Raw genomic sequence first — 17095 nt, 5'->3', positions numbered from 1 at the left:
CTTAACCTTTCCCGAGAAGACCGGAATATAGAGAGACGTAACGATCGGCACTTGTGGCCCAGGAAACGTCCGATTTCATGCCCTGGGTCTGAATTTTCGCCCAGACCTTGGGTTCGCTGTATGCACGCAGTACGCGCCGGATCGCAAGACGCAGCCCGTCGGCGTTCACTGGCGTGAACTGGAAGCCTGTGGCGACCTTGGCCGCAAGCCCGGCTTCGTTCGCGTCGATGATGGTATCGGCAAGCCCGCCGGTCCGGGCGACAACCGGCACGCAACCGTAGCGCAGGCCATAGAGTTGGGTCAGCCCGCAGGGCTCAAATCGCGACGGGATGAGGATCGCGTCGGACCCCGCCTGCATCAGATGCGACAGCGGCTCGTTGTAGCCGGTGACCATGCCGATATGGCCACGATGGCGGGAGGCGGCGGCCAGCAGCGCGCCTTCGAGCGCCGCATCGCCGGAACCGAGCACGATGAGCTTTCCACCCATGGCGACGATTTCGTCCGCGACTTCCGCGACGAGGTCCATGCCTTTCTGCCAGGTGAGCCGGCTGACGACGCAGAAGATCGGACCGTTGCCCTTTTCGAGGCCGAAGCGTTCTTCGAGCGCTCGGCGGTTGCCGGCGCGCTGCTTCAAGGTCGTCGCGCTGAAATGCTGGGCGATGTGCGGGTCGGTCTGCGGATCCCAGATATCGGCGTCGATGCCGTTGACGATGCCCGAGAGATCGGCGACGCGGCTCTTCAACAGGCCTTCGAGGCCCATGCCGAATTCCGGCGTCAGGATCTCCTGTGCATAGGACGGGCTGACCGTGGTGACCGCGTTTGCGGTCTGCAGACCGCCCTTCAGGAAGCCGACATCGCCGTAGTATTCGACGAACTGCATCGAGAAGGCTTCCGGCGGCAGCGCAAGCTCGGGGAAGACCGAGGCGCCGAACTGGCCCTGGAAGGCGATGTTGTGGATCGTCATGACCGTCGGGGTCGCGGCAGCGGAGCCGAAATGCATGTAAACCGGCGTCAACGCCGTCTGCCAGTCATGAGCGTGGACGATATCGGGCTTCCAGCCGGAAGCGACATCGCCGCCGGCGATCTCGGCCGCCGCAAGCGAGAGTGCTGCGAAGCGGCGGAAATTATCGACATAGTCGCGGCCGGTCGCATCGACGTAAGGCCCGCCGTCGCGCGCGTAGAGTGCGGCCTGATCAAGGACCAGCAGGTCGAGCCCGTCGACCTCGGCGGCGAGAATTGTCGCCGGATTGCCGAACAGGTTGGCGAAACTGCCGACCTTCTTTTTCTTCTTCAGCTTCTGCAGCACGGCAGGATAGCCGGGCACCAGGGTGCGGGTCTTGACGCCGTGCGGCACAAGCGCTGCCGGGAGCGCGCCGACGACATCGGCGAGCCCCCCGGTCTTGATCAGCGGATAGACTTCGGACGCAACGGACAGGACGTTCATGGAGTGCCTACATTCCCAGCTTGTCGATCATCGTTTGCGTGATCAGGCAGACGCCGTTCTCCGAACGCCGGAAACGCTTGGCATCGAGCTCCGGATCGTCACCGACAACGAGCCCCTCCGGGATCACGACACGGCTGTCGATGACCACGTTGCTCAAGAGCGCATGGCGACCGATCTTCACATCGGGAAGAACTACGGCATTCTCCAGACGGGAATATGAATTAACTCTGACGCCTGTGAATAACAGGCTGCGGTTGAGCGCAGCACCGGAGATGATGCAGTCGCCTGATATAAGCGACGACGTCGCCGAGCCGCGCCGGTTCTCGTCGTCATGCACGAATTTCGCCGGCGGCTTGATCTCGGCAAAAGTCCAGATCGGCCAGGTGCTGTCGTAGATGTCGAGCTCGGGCGTCACATGGGTCAGGTCGATATTGGCCTGCCAGTAGGCATCGATCGTGCCGACGTCGCGCCAATAGGCCTCGCGCTCGAAATCGGACCGCACGCAGGACTGAGCAAAGCGGTGGGCGACGGCTTTGCCGTTGTCGACGATGTAGGGAATGATGTCCTTGCCGAAGTCGCGGCTCGATTTCGGATCGGCGGCGTCGCGGCGCAGAAGATCCATCAGGAACTTCGTGTGGAAAACATAGATGCCCATCGAGGCAAGCGCCATGTCCGGATTGCCGGGGATTCCCGGCGGATCGGCCGGCTTCTCGACGAAGGCGATGATGCGGTCCTTGTCGTCGACATGCATGACGCCGAAGCCGGTCGCTTCCATGCGTGGCACTTCGAGGCAGCCGATGGTGACGTCGGCGCCGGAATCGACGTGCTGCTGCAGCATCAATTCGTAGTCCATCTTGTAAATATGGTCGCCGGCAAGGATCACCATGTACTCGACGCCGTGGTCCTCGATGATGTCAATGTTCTGATAGACGGCATCGGCGGTGCCCTCGTACCACTGCGTTTCGGAAACGCGTTGGCTGGCGGGCAGGATGTCGAAGCTTTCGTTTCGCTCGGGGCGGAAGAAGTTCCAGCCGCGCTGCAGGTGTCGGATCAGGGAATGCGCCTTGTACTGGGTGGCGACGCCGATGCGGCGGATACCGGAGTTCAGCGCATTCGATAGCGCGAAGTCGATGATGCGGGCCTTGCCGCCGAAATAGACCGCCGGCTTCGCCCGTCGGTCCGTCAGTTCTTTCAGACGACTGCCGCGACCGCCAGCGAGAACATAGGCCATGGCATCACGTGCCAGAGGTTGCGAACGCTTTTCCACCATTTGTCCTCCCCAATCATTGACTTCCGGGGTCGTCACGGCGGCTTTTGGCGACGCCTTGCGGCCCTCGAATTTTACAGTCTCGTTCCGCCTGCCGATTTCGGCGGGCGGACCGGATGAAGTTTACTCCTGCTCCAGCATCAGTGTCGCCAGCGGCGGCAGCGTGATGTTGGCCATGATCGCTCCCGTGGTGCTCTTCCCGGCATAGACGGCGCCGCCGTTGCCCTTGCCGCTTCCTCCGTAGATTTCCGCGTCAGAGTTGAGGATCTCCTTCCAGCGACCTTCAACCGGCAGCGGGATGGCGTAGCTCTCCCGGTACACGGGCGTGAAATTGGTGATGACGGCGACGAGTTTTTCACCGGGCGCCTTGCGCAGCCAGGCAAAGACCGAATTGTCGCGGTCGTCGGCAAGCAGCCACTCAAAGCCGTCGCCTTCGCAGTCGCGGGCATGAAGGGCGGGCTTGGCGCGGTAGGTGCCGTTGAGGTCACGCACGAGGCGCCGCATGCCCTCGTGCAGGTGATATTCGAGCAGGTTCCAGTCGAGCGCGCGCTCCTCGGACCATTCGCGCCATTGCGCGAATTCCTGTCCCATGAACAGGAGCTTCTTGCCGGGATAACCCCACATGAAGGCGTAATAGGCCCTGAGATTGGCAAACTTCTGCCAGTCGTCGCCGGCCATCTTGGCGATCAGCGATCCCTTGCCGTGCACGACTTCGTCATGGGACAGCGGCAAAACGAAGTTTTCGCTGAAGGCGTAGAGCAGGCCGAAGGTCAGGTCATTGTGGTGGAACTTGCGGTGCACCGGCTCGCGCGACAGATATTGCAGCGTGTCGTGCATGAAGCCCATGTTCCACTTGAAGCCGAAGCCGAGACCCCCGGCATGGACCGGATGCGATACATTCGGCCAGGAGGTCGATTCCTCGGCGATCGTCAGGATGCCCTTATGGGATCCGTAGATTTCCGTGTTCAGCGTCTGCAGGAAGCGAACCGCCTCGAGGTTCTCGTTGCCGCCATACTCGTTCGGCACCCACTCGCCGTGCTTGCGCGAGTAGTCGAGGTAGAGCATCGAGGCGACCGCATCGACGCGCAAGCCGTCGACGTGGAACTTCTCCGCCCAATAGAGCGCGTTGTTGACGAGGAACGACAGGACTTCCTGGCGGCCGAAATTGTAGATTGCTGTGTTCCAGTCCGGGTGAAAGCCCTGGCGCGGGTCCTCGTGCTCGTAAAGTGCCGTGCCGTCGAACCAGCGCAGCCCGTGCTCGTCGGTCGGGAAATGTGCCGGCACCCAATCGAGGATGACGCCGATGCCCACCTTGTGGCAGCCGTTGACGAAACGGGCAAAACCTTCCGGCTCGCCGAAGCGGGCGGTGGGCGCATAGAGCCCGGTCGTCTGGTAGCCCCAGGACGGATCGAAGGGAAATTCGGAGATCGGCAGGAACTCGATATGGGTGAAGCCCATGTCGACGCAATAGGGAATCAGCCGGTCCGCCAGTTCGTCCCAGGAGAGCATCTCGCCATTGTCGCGGCGCTGCCAGGATCCGGCATGGACCTCGTAGATCGAGATCGGCTGGCGACGGGCATCGACCGTTGCCCAATGCTTGCGATGTGCCTCGTCGTCCCAGGTTTGCGCAATCTCCGGCGTCGTCACGGAAGCGGTATTGGGGCGAAGCTCGGAGCGCCGGGCAAAGGGATCGGCTTTCAGCGGCAGCCGCGTGCCGTTGCGATCGAGGATCTCGTATTTATAGGCAAGGCCGCCCTCGACGCCGGGAATGAAGATTTCCCAGATGCCGGTGTCGGTGCGCAGCCGCATGACGTGTCGCCGGCCGTCCCAGTCGTTGAACTGGCCGACGACGGAAACGCGCTTGGCATTGGGTGCCCAGACGGCGAAGTGGTAGCCGTCGGCGCCGTCATGGTGGATCGGGTGCGCGCCCATCTTGTCAAAGAGCCGGAGGTGCGAACCTTCGCGGATGTAGTAGTCGTCCATCGGGCCGAGCACCGGACCGAAGCTATAGGGATCGACGACGATCCATTCGCCGCCCTCATTGCGGGCGCGGTAGCGCACCGGCTGGGGTTTCTTCAGCGACACGGACCCTTCGAAGAAGCCGGAGTCGTGACGCCGCTCGAGCGCTCCGAGTTCCTTGCCCGAGAGCGTTTCAACCGTCACGGTCTCGGCATCGGGGATGAAGCAGCGGGCAAGGACGGCCTTGCCGGCGGGGTGCACGCCGAGGACTGCGAAGGGGTCTTCGTGCGTGCCCGAAAGAATGGCCGCGATATCCGGCGCTGACAGCAGACCTGAAGCTGCGGGTTCCGGGTCCTTGCCGGCCGAAGGCGTCATCCAGCTCTCCAGATTTCCCCGGCATATTGCCGGATGGTGCGATCGGATGAGAACCAGCCCATCCGTGCGGTGTTGCGGATCGCTTGCGCATACCAGTCGGACGGTGTCGTCCAGAGCTGGTCGATCTCGCGCTGCGCCTTGGCATAGGCCTCGAAATCGGCCGCAACCATGAACCAGTCGTGATTGTAGATGCCGTCGATAAGACCGGAGAAGCGGTTGCGGTCGTCCGGCGAGAAGACGCCGGAGGCGATCGCCTGCAGTGCCTGCGACAGCTCGCGCGATCCTTCGATGATGGCGCGCGGATTGTGGCCCTCGGCGCGGGCCTTCGTCACCTCTTCGGCGGTCATGCCGAAGATCTTGATGTTTTCCTCGCCGATCCAGTCGCGCATCTCGACATTGGCGCCGTCAAGCGTGCCGATCGTCAGCGCGCCGTTCAGCGCGAACTTCATGTTGCCAGTGCCGGACGCTTCCATGCCGGCGGTCGAGATCTGCTCGGAGAGGTCGGCGGCCGGAACCATGATCTCGGCGAGCGAGACGTTGTAGTTCGGCACGAAGACGATCTTCAGGAGGCCGCGCACCGCCGGGTCGTTGTTGACGACGCGAGCGACGTCGTTGGCGAGTTTGATGATCAGCTTGGCATTGTGATAGCTGGGCGCCGCCTTGCCGGCGAAGAGCTTGACGCGCGGGACCCAATCGAGTTCCGGATGCGAGCGGATCTGGTCGTAGAGCGCCACCGCCTCGATGATATTCAGAAGCTGGCGCTTGTATTCGTGGATGCGCTTGATCTGGATGTCGAACATCGCCGACGGATCGAGCCTGATGCCGAGCCGGCTCTGAACGAGCTGGGCGAGGCGGACCTTGTTGGCGCGCTTGACGGCGGCGAAATGCTCCTGGAAATCCGCCTTGTCCGCAAAGGCATCGAGTGCCTGCAGCGCCTCGGTATTGTCCATGAACTCGTCGCCGATCGCGTCGCGGATCAGGCCGAAAAGACCGGGATTGCACTGCATAAGCCAGCGGCGCGGGGTGATGCCGTTGGTCTTGTTGTTGATGCGATCGGGATAGAGCCTGTGCAGGTTGGCAAAGACCGTTTCCTTCATCAGCTCCGTATGCAGTGCCGAAACGCCATTGATCGAATGCGAACCGACGAAGGCAAGGTTGCCCATGCGCACGCGACGTTCGCCGCTCTCGTCGATCAGCGAGATGTTGCGGATCTCGTCGTCCGTTGCGCCCTTCTGCCGGCGAGCCTCGATCAGGATCTTGGCGTTGATCGCGTAGACGATCTGCATGTGGCGTGGCAGCAGCCGCTCGATGAGCGGCACCGGCCAGCTTTCGAGCGCCTCCGGCAGAAGCGTGTGGTTGGTGTAGGAGATCGTGCGGCGGGTGATGTCCCAGGCCTGCTCGAAATCGAGGCCGTGCAGATCCGTCAGGAGGCGCACCAGTTCGGCAACGGAGATGGCCGGGTGGGTGTCGTTCAACTGAATGGCGACGGCGTCCGGCAGCGAGGTGAAGTCCGGATATTGCTGCAGATGCCGGCGCAGGATGTCCTGCAGAGAGGCGGAGGAGAAGAAATATTCCTGGCGCAGCCGCAGTTCCTGGCCGGCAGGCGTCGCGTCGGCGGGGTAGAGAACGCGGGTCAGGCTTTCCGCCTTGTTGCTCTCCCGCAGCGCGCCGATGTGGTCGCCGGCGTTGAAGGCGGCAAGCAGGATCGGGTCGATCGGCTGCGCCGTCCAGAGGCGAAGCGTGTTGACACGCTTTGCCCGCCAGCCGACGGCGGGCGTATCGAAGGCCGTGGCGATGACGCGTTCGGCCGGCTTCCAGACGAAACGTTGGATTTCCTCATCGACATTGGCGGTTTCGACGACGCCGCCGAAGCCGATTTCGTAGGAGCTTTCGCGCCGCTCGAACTCCCAGGGATTGCCGTGGGCAAGCCAGGTTTCCGGCAGTTCCACCTGCCAGCCATCGGCCATCTGCTGGCGGAAGAGGCCGTGCATGTAGCGGATGCCGTAGCCGTAGGCGGGCACGTCGACGGTCGCCATCGATTCCATGAAACAGGCGGCGAGACGGCCGAGACCGCCATTGCCGAGCGCCGCATCCGGCTCGAGTTCGGCAACGACATCGATATCGACACCGAGCGAAGCGAGCGCATCACGCATCTCGTCCATCAGGCCGATATTGGTCATGGCGTCGCGCATCAGCCGGCCGATGAGAAATTCGAGCGAGAGGTAGTAAACGCGCTTGGCACCGGTCGCATAGGTCTTGCGGGTGGAATCCATCCACTTGTCGGTGATGCGGTCGCGGGCGACCAGGATCGCGGCCGTCAGCCAGTCGTGCGGCTTGGCAACCTTCGGATCCTTGCCGATGCGATACTTCAGGCGTTCGAGGATTTCGACGGCGAGCTGGCCGGGTTCGGACGACCTCAGGGCGGGCTGCGGCACGTCGTTGGTGGAGAGCCTGTTCATCATGAAACTGTCTTTACCCTTTTGCGTTGGGAGGTCGCAGGCCGGACCCGACCGGGGATAAAGGCAATTTATGCATCGATCCGAAGCGCTTGCAACAGATGTTTTTAAATGGATTAGAACTGTCTCAAACGGTGGGAAGTCGTTGGTGGAGCAGGCCGGCGATACCGAAAGCAAATGCCGCCCGGCAGGACCGGGCGGCAAGAAGGGCACAGTTTTGGTGTTTTATTTCGTCAGGCGCGTAGCCATGGCCGAGGCTTTTTCGCCGATCGCCTTGAAGGCTGCGATCAGATCGGCGGCTTCTTCCGCCTGGAAGTAATTCGCTTCGGTCGTAGCGCAGGCCTTGAGCAACGCCTTGCCGCGATCCGGCGCCATGAATGCGACGGTATAGACCTGAACTTTGTTCTTTCGTGCGGTGTCGCACCACGTCAGGGTTGTCGTGTCGTCGCTCGTGTTGTTGTTGTCGCCGTCGGTCATGAAGACGATGTACTTTGTGGGAACCTGGCCGTTCTTAGCCTTGTGGGCGTCATCCTCGGTCGTCGCGGCAACGCGGTTGTAGGCTGTCTTGAACGCGTTGCCCGATGCCGTGCCACCTGTTGCGACAAGGGCGTTCACATAAGTCGAGGTGCCCGTTGTACCCCATGCGAGGTTCCCTGCCGTGTCCTGCGCGGAATTGTAGGAGACGGCCGCCGTGCGGACATACAGAGTGTTCGGGTCGGCGGTGTTCAGCTGCTTGACCAAATCGCCGACAGCGCTTTTCAGCGCGTCGATCTTCGTCACATAGCAGGGGTTGCTTGCCTTCAGGTTCGGATACTTGCTCCAGTTCGATTCCGTGTAGTTCGGGCACGACGTCTTGGTCGTGTCCTTGGTATTGGTCTTCCAGGCCATGGAGCCGGAGCGGTCGAGCACCAGATACATCGAGAGCGCATTCTTGCTCTCTGTCGCGCTTTCGGCGGTGGCACGGGTTTCGATGTTGATTGATGTCTTCCCGAGCAGGCGTGTCATCGCGTTGAACTGGAACGTCTGCTTGTTCAGGACCGTGACGTTGTAGGCCTTACCGGTAGGGCCATTGCTGTTTTCAATGATCTCGATGACCGGCTGGCCGGCCGTCGACGCTTCCGCCGAAGCGGTTTTGGCCAGCGATCCCGTGCCGCCTGGATCCTGCCCGCCAGGAACGTCGACGGCGGTGCCGCCCGACTGGTTCTTGAGGAAGGCCGCAGCTATTTCCTTTGCTTTCGCAATCGTCGGTGGATCCTTCGCAACCAGAGAAGAGGCCGCCGCAAGCGCTGCGGCATCCGCTGCATCCTGCATTTGGTTCTTGGCCGTCATCATGCCGGCCATATCTATGGCGACGCCGCCGGCTGCCAATATCAATGGCGCTGCGAGTGCGGCCATAATGCCGAAATTGCCACCCCGGTCCTTGAGCATCGCTACGAAGGACCGGCCTACAGTGTATCGTCTTCCCATCTTTGCACACCCCAAAGGAACACGTTGCAAGCTTGCGGGCATCAATAGCGTCGATGGCTTACGATTTCGTTCCGGCGATCGCTGCAATTTTAACGGAATGCAGGAAAACCAGTGCTTACAGCGGGTTCCGCGGCATATGCCGTGTATGAAAATGAGAATTGTGGTGTGTCAATTCGGGTCAGGGCACGGGAATGACGTCGACGGCCTGTTTCGTCGTCTGGCTGCCATAGCTCTTCAGGACCCCGATGACGGGCGCAACGTCGCCATAGTCCCGCCCGTGACCGACGACGATATGGTCGGTTCCTGCCGGAATATTGTTGGTCGGGTCGAGTTCGAGCCAGCCGCCTGTGGTGCCGCACCAGATCCGCACCCAGGCGTGCATGGCGTCGGCACCCTCGAGGCGTTCCTTGCCGGGCGGAGGGATTGTCCGCAGGAAGCCGCTGACATAGCCGGCGGGGATGCCGAGGCTTCGCAGCGCCACGATCATTACATGGGTGAAATCCTGGCAGACGCCGCGCTTCAGTTTGAACGCCTCGGCCGGTGTCGTGTTCACCGTCGTGGCCTCGCCGTCATAGGTGAAATCGTGGTGGATGCGCTCGCAAACTGCCGCGGCGATCTGTCGGACCGTCATGGTGTCCGTGACGATTGCCCGCGCATAGGCGGCAATGTCAGGTGCTTCCGGCAGGAGCGGGCTTGGTCCCGTGAAGTGGTGCGGTGCGTCGGCGTCGACGGACCAGCAAGCGGAGAGCTCGGCCGGCAGGCCGGCGAGGTCAGGCGAAAAATCCGCGGTCAAAAGCTGCGACTCCACTTGTACCCGCGCTTGCATGCGGATCGTCAGGTCGTCGTGAGAGGACCGAAACAGGATCGAGGTGAACGGGTTGGCGAAGAAGTCGATGCTTTCGGCGCGCTCGGCCGGCATTGGCTGGCAGCTCAGCGAACCGACGATGAGCCGTTGGCGACCAGGGAGCGTTGCAGGCATCACGCGCACGAGATGGCGCCCGCCGGAAACCGGTACTTCATAGTCATAGGTGATCTTCAGGCTGATATCGTAGAGCATGTCCGTCCCTTCGCCCGCTAGCCGAGATAGGTTCGCGCGAGCAGATCGGACAGGCTTTCGAGATCCCGCTCCAGGCGATTGTAGACACCGAGGTTCATCGCTTCCGGCGTCATCACCGCGAGGCCCGAATGCAGGCGCATCGCCTCGCGGTAGAAGGATGACATTTGCCCGTTGACGAAGGCGTTCGGCAGCAGTTCCACCTCGGTCTTGATCTCGTTCAACTGGTAGAGCACCGAGCGCGGGTTGAGCGGGTCGAGCGCCAAAAGGTCGGTCACGGTCAAGGCGGCGGTGCTGACATTGTAGCGCCGGCGGTGGGTCATGACGCTGTCGCCGATCTCGAGCAGCATGTCATAGGCGCCGTCGGGCGCATCCGGGCCCGACATATGGCCGAGCAGCCGCGTCATGTGAAGGCCGCGCTCCAGGTATCGGCCGATCGACAGAAAGCGCCACCCGGTGAAACGGTACATGTTTTCATGCACGAGACCGGCAAAGCCGGCGAGCTTGCGGAGCAGCACCGTCATCGCGCGGGTCGCATCGTCGCCGGCCTGCACCGTCGCGTGAAACTTGCGCGCCGTCTGCGACAGGTCGTTGAGCGCCAACCACCCGTCCGGGGAGAACCGGTCGCGAATGTTGCCGGCGCTGAAAAGGGCGCTGGAGATGTTGGCAAGCAGGCTGTCGGGCACCGCCTGGCGCGTGTCGATGTCCAGCGCGCCGAGATAGTCGCTGACATCCCTCAGGAGCGGCAGGTCCGGGTCCGCAGTTTCGGCGAAGCGGCCATGCCAGGCGCGCAGGATGCGCAGCGCCCCTTCCGAACGCTCGATGTAGCGGCCGAGCCAGAAGAGATTGTCGGCTGCCCGGCTCGGCAGGCTCCCCGGCATGTTGCGGGTGAAGCTCTCTTCGGCCGGAAGCAGCGTCGTGCGTTCCACCGGCCGGTCGCTGACGATCCAGACGTCGGCGGCGGTGCCGCCTGCCTGCATGGCGATTGCCGCGACATCGTCGCCGGAGCCGATGCGGGCGAAACCGCCGGGCATGATCTGCCAGCCGTCACGGGTGCGTGCTGCAAAGACGCGCAGGCTCATGGGCCGTGGCGTCAGCCGGCCGCGAACCCAGGCGGGGGTGGTCGAGAGCGTGACGACCTCCTGGCCGACGAGATTGCCGCCCTCGGCGCCGAGCCAATCGGCGATCGAGGCGCGGGCATTCTCGTCGAGCGTGGCGCCGAGCACCGACTGGCCGTTGTCATCAAAAAAGGGGCGCGTCGCATAGGCCGGGCCGATGACCATGCGATCGAGGTTGGCAGCGACCTGTTCGCGCTCGGCCGGCTGTCCGCACCACCAGGTGGCGATCGAGGGCAGCTTCTGCTCTTCGCCGAGCAAATGGTGGCAGATCGCCGGCAGGAAGGCGAGGAAGGCGCGTGTCTCGACGATGCCGGTGCCGAGTGCGTTGACGATCGAGACGGAGCCGGCGCGAAGCGCCTCGACGATGCCGGGTGTGCCGATATGCGAGGACTGGTTGAGCTCGAGGGGATCTGCAAAGGCGGCATCAAGGCGGCGCCAGAGCACGCCCACCGGCTTGAGGCCTGCGACGGTTCGCACCATCACCCGGCCGCCCAGGACCGTCAGGTCTTCACCTTCAAGCAGCATGAAGCCCAGGTAGCGGGCGATATAGGCGTGTTCGAAATAGGTCTCGTTGGCGATGCCGGGCGAAAGCACGGCGATGCGGTCATCCGGATGCAGCTTGCGGCTCTGAAGCGCGTCTCGGAACTCACCGAAGAAGCCCGCCAGTCGGTGGACATGGGATTCGGCGTAGAGATTGGAGAAGGCGCGCGTGGTCGCGACCCGGTTCTCCAATGCGAAGCCGGCGCCGGAGGGCGCTTCCGTGCGGTCCGAAAGCACCCACCAATTGCCGTCGGGGCCGCGGCCGATCTCGAAGGATACGAAATGCAGGAAATGACCATCGGCCGGCTTCACGCCGACGAGCGGCCGCAGGAACTCCGGGTTTGAGGCGACCAGTGCCGGCGGCAGGAGGCCCTCGCGCACCAGCCGGTTCTCGCCGTAGACATCGGCGACCACCTTCTCCAGGAGTTCGGCACGCTGCACGAGCCCTTGCGAAACCGTTGCCCATTCCTTCTCGTCTATCAGGACGGGGATATGCGACAGCGGCCAGTTCCGGTCAGAAGCCTCCTTGGCACCGTAGACACGATAGAAGACGCCAGCATCGCGCAGGTAGCGGTCGGCGCGGGCGAAGCGGTTGGCAAGTTCCGTTTCGTCGAGCCGCCCCAGGGTCGCGAGTAGCCGCTGCCAGACGGGGCGGACATTGCCTTCCCGGTCGAGCATCTCGTCGGCGATATCAGGAAGGGCGCGGTAACCGAAGACCGGATCGTCCTCGGTGCCCCGATGGCTCTCGGCGGCTGTTTGCTTTTTCGCCATTTACGCTCCTGGCGGACGCCTGAGATCAAGCGTCATCGGGAATTCCATCGACGGGCTTTCCGGGCGTAGCGGATATCCTCCTGGCGTATGACCCCAGGGCTCGAACCGCGACAGGCGCCGCGCCTCCGCCTCGTTGCCGTTGACCGGAAACGTGTCGTAGCTGCGCCCACCCGGATGGGCGACGTGGTAGATGCATCCGCCAATCGCCCGATTCGACCATGTATCATAGATATCGAATGTAAGGGGAGTGTTGACCGGCAGGACCGGGTGCAGGCCCGAGGCCGGCTGCCAGGCCTTGTAGCGGACGCCGGCAACAGCCGAGCCGTTGGAGCCGGTGCGCGTCAGCGGCACGGGCCGGCCGTTGCAGGCGACCGCGTAACGCTCGGGGTTGGCGGTATCGAGCTTGACCTGGAGGCGCTCGACCGAGCTGTCGACATAGCGCACTGTGCCGCCGATCGCGCCCTGTTCGCCCATCACGTGCCAGGGTTCGAGCGCCTGACGGATTTCGAGCCTGGCGTCCTGGTATTCGACCTCGCCGCAGAAGGGGAAACGGAACTCGAGCTGGGCCTCGAACCATTCGGGCTTCAAGTCGAAGCCGTGGGCGCGAAGATCGGCGAGCACTTCGAGAAAATCCTGCCAGACATGATGCGGCAGCATGAAGCGATCATGCAGCGTCGTCCCCCAGCGCACGAAGCGGCCATCAACAGGGTGCTTCCAGAAGCGGGCGATGAGCGCGCGCACCAGCAATTGCTGGGCAAGCGACATGCGGGCGTTCGGCGGCATCTCGAAGCCGCGGAACTCGACGAGGCCGAGACGCCCGGTCGGACCATCCGGCGAGAACAGCTTGTCGATGCAGATCTCGGCACGGTGGGTGTTGCCGGTGACATCGACGAGCAGATTGCGGAACAGCCGGTCGATCAGCCAGGGCAGGGGTGGCGGAGTCGCCGAACCCGGCATCGGCACCTGAGCGAGCGCGATTTCAAGCTCATAGAGCTGATCGTGCCGGGCCTCGTCGATGCGCGGCGCCTGCGACGTCGGGCCGATGAAGAGGCCGGAGAACAGATAGGAAAGCGACGGGTGGCGCTGCCAGTGCAGGACGACGCTCTTCAGGAGGTCCGGACGACGCAGGAACGGGCTGTCATTGGGATTGGCGCCGCCGACGACCACATGGTTGCCGCCGCCGGTACCGGTGTGGCGCCCGTCGATCATGAACTTGTCGGCGCCAAGCCGGCTCTGCCGCGCCTCTTCGTAGACCGCCGTGGTGATATCGACGCAATCCTGCCAGCTGGCAGCCGGATGGATATTGACCTCGATCACGCCCGGATCCGGCGCAACGCGGATGACGTTGATGCGCTCGTCCTGCGGCGGGGCGTAGCCCTCGATGTGCACGGGCAGTCCGATCGCGGCTGCAGCGCGTTCCGCGGACGCGATCAGGTCGAGATATTCCTCGACGCTGGCCATCGGCGGCATGAAGACGCAGAGCCTGCCGTCGCGCGGCTCGACGCTGATGGCGGTGCGCACCAGCCCGGCTATTTCGTCGCGTGGCTGTGCCTGCGGGGTTTCCGGTACTTCCGCGGCTTGAAAGCGGGAATGCTGCGGGCGGGCGCTGCTTTCGGCGAAATCAGGCAGATCGTTCCGGGGAACGGTCGGGTCGACCGGATGGATATAGGGATAGGCGGAGGGCGCGACATAGGGCAAGGCGCCGAGCGGCAGGCGATAACCGACGGGGCTGTCGCCGGGAACGAGGAAGATGCGGCCGCGGCGCGTCTGCCATTTCTCGCTCATCCACCGCACGCCAGTGGCACGCGCATTCCAGGCCTGCACAGGCAGCACGTAGCCGGTCGGTGCCGTCAGGCCGCGTTCGAAGACGCGGGCCATGCGGCTGCGCTCTTCGGGGTCCTTCAGCTTGGAATTGGAGGGATCGACGTTCTCGGGGAGGTTTGCCTCCTTCAGCAGCCAGTCGGCGGGATCTTCGAAGGCCGGTTGGACCATCTCGGTCGGCACGCTCAATTCGCCTGCCATCAGATGCAACAGACGTTCGGCGTCCTTCGCGGTGACGTCGTGGTGGCCTGCCTCCTCGGCGATGAGGTCGGGGCGGCGCCAGATCGGCACGCCGTCCTTGCGCCAGTAGAGCGAGAAGGTCCAGCGCGGCAGGCTTTCGCCGGGATACCACTTGCCCTGGCCATAGTGCAGGAAACCGCCGGGCGCGAAGCGTTCGCGCAGGCGGCGGATCAACGCGTCCGCCTTCTCGCGCTTGGTCGGGCCGACCGCGTCAGTGTTCCACTCCTCGGACTCGAAGTCGTCGATCGAAACGAAGGTCGGCTCGCCGCCCATCGTCAGCCGTATGTCGTTTTCCTGGAGCACGCGATCGACCTGTTCACCGAGCGCGTTCAAGGCTTCCCAGCTTTCGTCGGAGAACGGCTTGGTGATGCGCGGATGTTCCGCGACACGTGTCACCTTCATGTCGAAGGCGAAATCGGTTCGGGTGTCGGGATCGCCGAAGAAGCCGCCGGAGATCGGCGCGGCGTTGCGATAATGGGGCGTTGCGGCAAGCGGAATGTGGCTTTCGCCGGTCAAGAGGCCCGAGGTGGGGTCGAGCCCGACCCAGCCGGCGCCGGGCAGGTAGACCTCGGCCCAGGCATGCAGGTCGGTAAAGTCGTGGTCGGTGCCCGAGGGGCCGTCGAGCGCCTTGAGATCCGGCGTGAGCTGGATGAGATAGCCAGAGACGAAACGGGCGGCGAAGCCGAGATTGCGCAGGATCTGGACCAGCAGCCAGCTCGAATCGCGACAGGAACCGCGGGCCGACGTCAAGGTGTCCTCCGGCGTCTGGACCCCGGGCTCCATGCGGATGACGTAGCCGATTTCGTTTTGCAGGCGCGCATTGAGCCCGACGACCATGTCGATGGTGCGTTGCCGCGAGCGGTCGACTGTCGCGAGGAAAGCACCAAGCGCCGGGCCGACCGGTTCCGGCGTCATATAGATCTCAAGATCATCGCTGAGATCTGCAGGATAGGGGAAGGGCCAGTGCTCGGCCTCTTCTTCGACGAAGAAGTCGAAGGGATTGTAGACGGTCATGTCGGCGACGAGATCGACCTCGATCTTCAACTCGCTGACCGGATCGGGAAAGACGAAACGGGCAAGGTAGTTGCCGTAGGGATCCTGCTGCAGGTTGACGAAATGATTGGCGGGCGAAACCTTCAGCGAGTGGCTGATGACCTTCGTCTTGGAATGCGCCGCGGGCTTTAGGCGAATGATCTGCGGCGACAGCCTTATGGGACGGTCATAGGTGTAGTGGGTCAGGTGATAGATACTGGCCTTGATCGACATGCCGAATTTGATCCCCTTTGTGGTAGGTCTTGCGCCCCCATCTCCGGGAAGTTTGTGCAATGCAAAGTAAGAAAGCAAGCGCGAAAGTGGCTGAGGAAAATCAAGGCGCTGCAGCGCTTTCGCACGCCCGTTCAGGCGTGCGAAAGACTGGCTCCATTGCGGTTAGACGAGCGGCGGGTTGATCCGCGCAAATCCTTCCTGGCGGTAATAGGGGAAGTAGGGATAGGCCGGCGTCGTCTTGCTCGCTTCATCGAGTCGGGCGATCTGTTCCGGCGACAGCGACCAGCCGACGGCACCAAGGTTCTGGCGGAGCTGCTCCTCGTTGCGGGCGCCGATGATGACGCTCGAAACGGTCGGGCGCCGCAGGAGCCAGTTGATGGCGATCTGCGGAACCGTCTTGCCGGTCTCCTCGGTCAACTGGTCGAGCACGTCGATGACATCGTAGAGCTTGTCGTCGTCGACGGGCGGGCCGTAAGCGGCCGTATCGTGCAAGCGGCTTCCTTCCGGCCAGGGCTGGCCGCGGCGGATCTTGCCGGTGAGGCGGCCCCAGCCGAGCGGGCTCCAGACCAGCGCGCCGACGCCCTGGTCGGCGCCGAGCGGCATCAGTTCCCATTCGTAGTCGCGGCCGACGAGCGAATAGTAGACCTGGTGGGCGACATGGCGCACGAGGCCGTGCTTCTCCGAGACGGCCAGAGATTTCATCAACTGCCAGCCGGCGAAGTTGGAGGCGCCGATGTAGCGTAGCTTGCCGGCGGTAACGAGGTTATCGAGAGTCGATAGCACCTCATCGACCGGCGTGCCGGCGTCGAAGGCGTGCAGTTGCAGGAGGTCGATGTAATCGGTGCCGAGCCGCTTGAGGGCGTCGTCGACGCCTTTGATCAGGCGCGCTCGCGACGTGCCGGCATCATTCGGCCCGTCGCCCATCGGCAGCGCGATCTTGGTCGAAATCAGCACGGCATCGCGCCGTCCCTTGATCGCGGCGCCGAGCACGCTCTCGGAGGCGCCGTCCGAGTAGACGTCGGCCGTGTCGAAGAGGTTGACGCCGGCTTCCAGCGAAATGTCGATCAGTCGTCGCGCTTCGGCTGCGTCGCTGTTGCCCCAGGCGCTGAAAAGCGGCCCCTTGCCGCCGAAGGTCCCAGCGCCGAAGCTCAAGGCCGGCACCTTCAGTCCCGATGATCCAAGCCGTCTGTATTCCATGTCTTCAATCTCCTCGTTGGCTTTGTTCGCGCGAGACACCGGCCGTCGATGCTCGCTTCAAGGAGAAGGTGGTGTTGGGGTCATTTGCGATGTAGACCTCATGAAGGAACATCATTTGTG

The 17095-nt window shown here is 63.3% G+C and carries 9 protein-coding genes; all 9 read right to left on the bottom strand.

What is annotated here, in order from left to right; all coding sequences use genetic code 11:
* Position 1: 1 nt before the first annotated feature.
* The gene (gene glgA / locus IB265_RS23715; protein ID WP_057254597.1) at positions 2-1444 is read right to left on the bottom strand and encodes a glycogen synthase GlgA; all 1443 of its coding nucleotides are present in this window, start codon (positions 1442-1444) and stop codon (positions 2-4) included.
* A 7-nt stretch (positions 1445-1451) separates the two neighbouring features.
* Positions 1452-2714, bottom strand: coding sequence for a glucose-1-phosphate adenylyltransferase (gene glgC, locus IB265_RS23710; RefSeq protein ID WP_057254598.1), 1263 nt, complete (start codon positions 2712-2714; stop codon positions 1452-1454).
* Positions 2715-2834: 120 nt separating this feature from the next.
* Entirely contained in the window at positions 2835-5045 is a 2211-nt protein-coding gene (gene glgB, locus IB265_RS23705) for a 1,4-alpha-glucan branching protein GlgB (protein ID WP_058326678.1), read from the bottom strand.
* The gene (locus IB265_RS23700; RefSeq protein WP_113513263.1) at positions 5042-7507 is read right to left on the bottom strand and encodes a glycogen/starch/alpha-glucan phosphorylase; all 2466 of its coding nucleotides are present in this window, start codon (positions 7505-7507) and stop codon (positions 5042-5044) included. Before IB265_RS23700 ends, glgB begins: the two co-directional genes overlap by 4 nt.
* 219 nt (positions 7508-7726) lie before the next feature.
* Positions 7727-8968, bottom strand: a complete 1242-nt coding sequence (locus tag IB265_RS23695) for a vWA domain-containing protein (RefSeq protein ID WP_057254600.1) — start codon at positions 8966-8968, stop codon at positions 7727-7729.
* A gap of 178 nt (positions 8969-9146) precedes the next feature.
* On the bottom strand, positions 9147-10025 hold the full coding sequence (locus IB265_RS23690) for a transglutaminase family protein (RefSeq protein ID WP_057254601.1): 879 nt from the start codon (positions 10023-10025) through the stop codon (positions 9147-9149).
* Between the two features lie 17 nt (positions 10026-10042).
* On the bottom strand, positions 10043-12451 hold the full coding sequence (locus IB265_RS23685) for a circularly permuted type 2 ATP-grasp protein (protein WP_057254602.1): 2409 nt from the start codon (positions 12449-12451) through the stop codon (positions 10043-10045).
* Positions 12452-15778 (bottom strand): DUF2126 domain-containing protein, encoded by a 3327-nt coding sequence (locus IB265_RS23680; protein WP_057254603.1) that lies wholly within the window; start codon positions 15776-15778, stop codon positions 12452-12454.
* A gap of 162 nt (positions 15779-15940) precedes the next feature.
* Positions 15941-16975 (bottom strand): aldo/keto reductase, encoded by a 1035-nt coding sequence (locus tag IB265_RS23675; RefSeq protein WP_057254604.1) that lies wholly within the window; start codon positions 16973-16975, stop codon positions 15941-15943.
* Positions 16976-17095: the final 120 nt, after the last annotated feature.

It is taken from the genome of Ensifer sp. ENS10 (assembly GCF_014852025.1).
In the GTDB taxonomy this organism is placed as follows: domain Bacteria; phylum Pseudomonadota; class Alphaproteobacteria; order Rhizobiales; family Rhizobiaceae; genus Ensifer.
This window is presented reverse-complemented; position numbering and strand designations above follow the sequence as displayed.

What these genes read in the sequence shown, in the direction of transcription:
- IB265_RS23685 (WP_057254602.1), bottom strand. Translation starts at nt 12,451, where the DNA reads ATGGCGAAAAAGCAAACAGCCGCCGAGAGCCATCGGGGCACCGAGGAC.
- IB265_RS23680 (WP_057254603.1), bottom strand. Translation starts at nt 15,778, where the DNA reads ATGTCGATCAAGGCCAGTATCTATCACCTGACCCACTACACCTATGAC.
- IB265_RS23695 (WP_057254600.1), bottom strand. Translation starts at nt 8,968, where the DNA reads ATGGGAAGACGATACACTGTAGGCCGGTCCTTCGTAGCGATGCTCAAG.
- glgA (WP_057254597.1), bottom strand. Translation starts at nt 1,444, where the DNA reads ATGAACGTCCTGTCCGTTGCGTCCGAAGTCTATCCGCTGATCAAGACC.
- glgC (WP_057254598.1), bottom strand. Translation starts at nt 2,714, where the DNA reads ATGGTGGAAAAGCGTTCGCAACCTCTGGCACGTGATGCCATGGCCTAT.
- IB265_RS23690 (WP_057254601.1), bottom strand. Translation starts at nt 10,025, where the DNA reads ATGCTCTACGATATCAGCCTGAAGATCACCTATGACTATGAAGTACCG.
- IB265_RS23675 (WP_057254604.1), bottom strand. Translation starts at nt 16,975, where the DNA reads ATGGAATACAGACGGCTTGGATCATCGGGACTGAAGGTGCCGGCCTTG.
- IB265_RS23700 (WP_113513263.1), bottom strand. Translation starts at nt 7,507, where the DNA reads ATGATGAACAGGCTCTCCACCAACGACGTGCCGCAGCCCGCCCTGAGG.
- glgB (WP_058326678.1), bottom strand. Translation starts at nt 5,045, where the DNA reads ATGACGCCTTCGGCCGGCAAGGACCCGGAACCCGCAGCTTCAGGTCTG.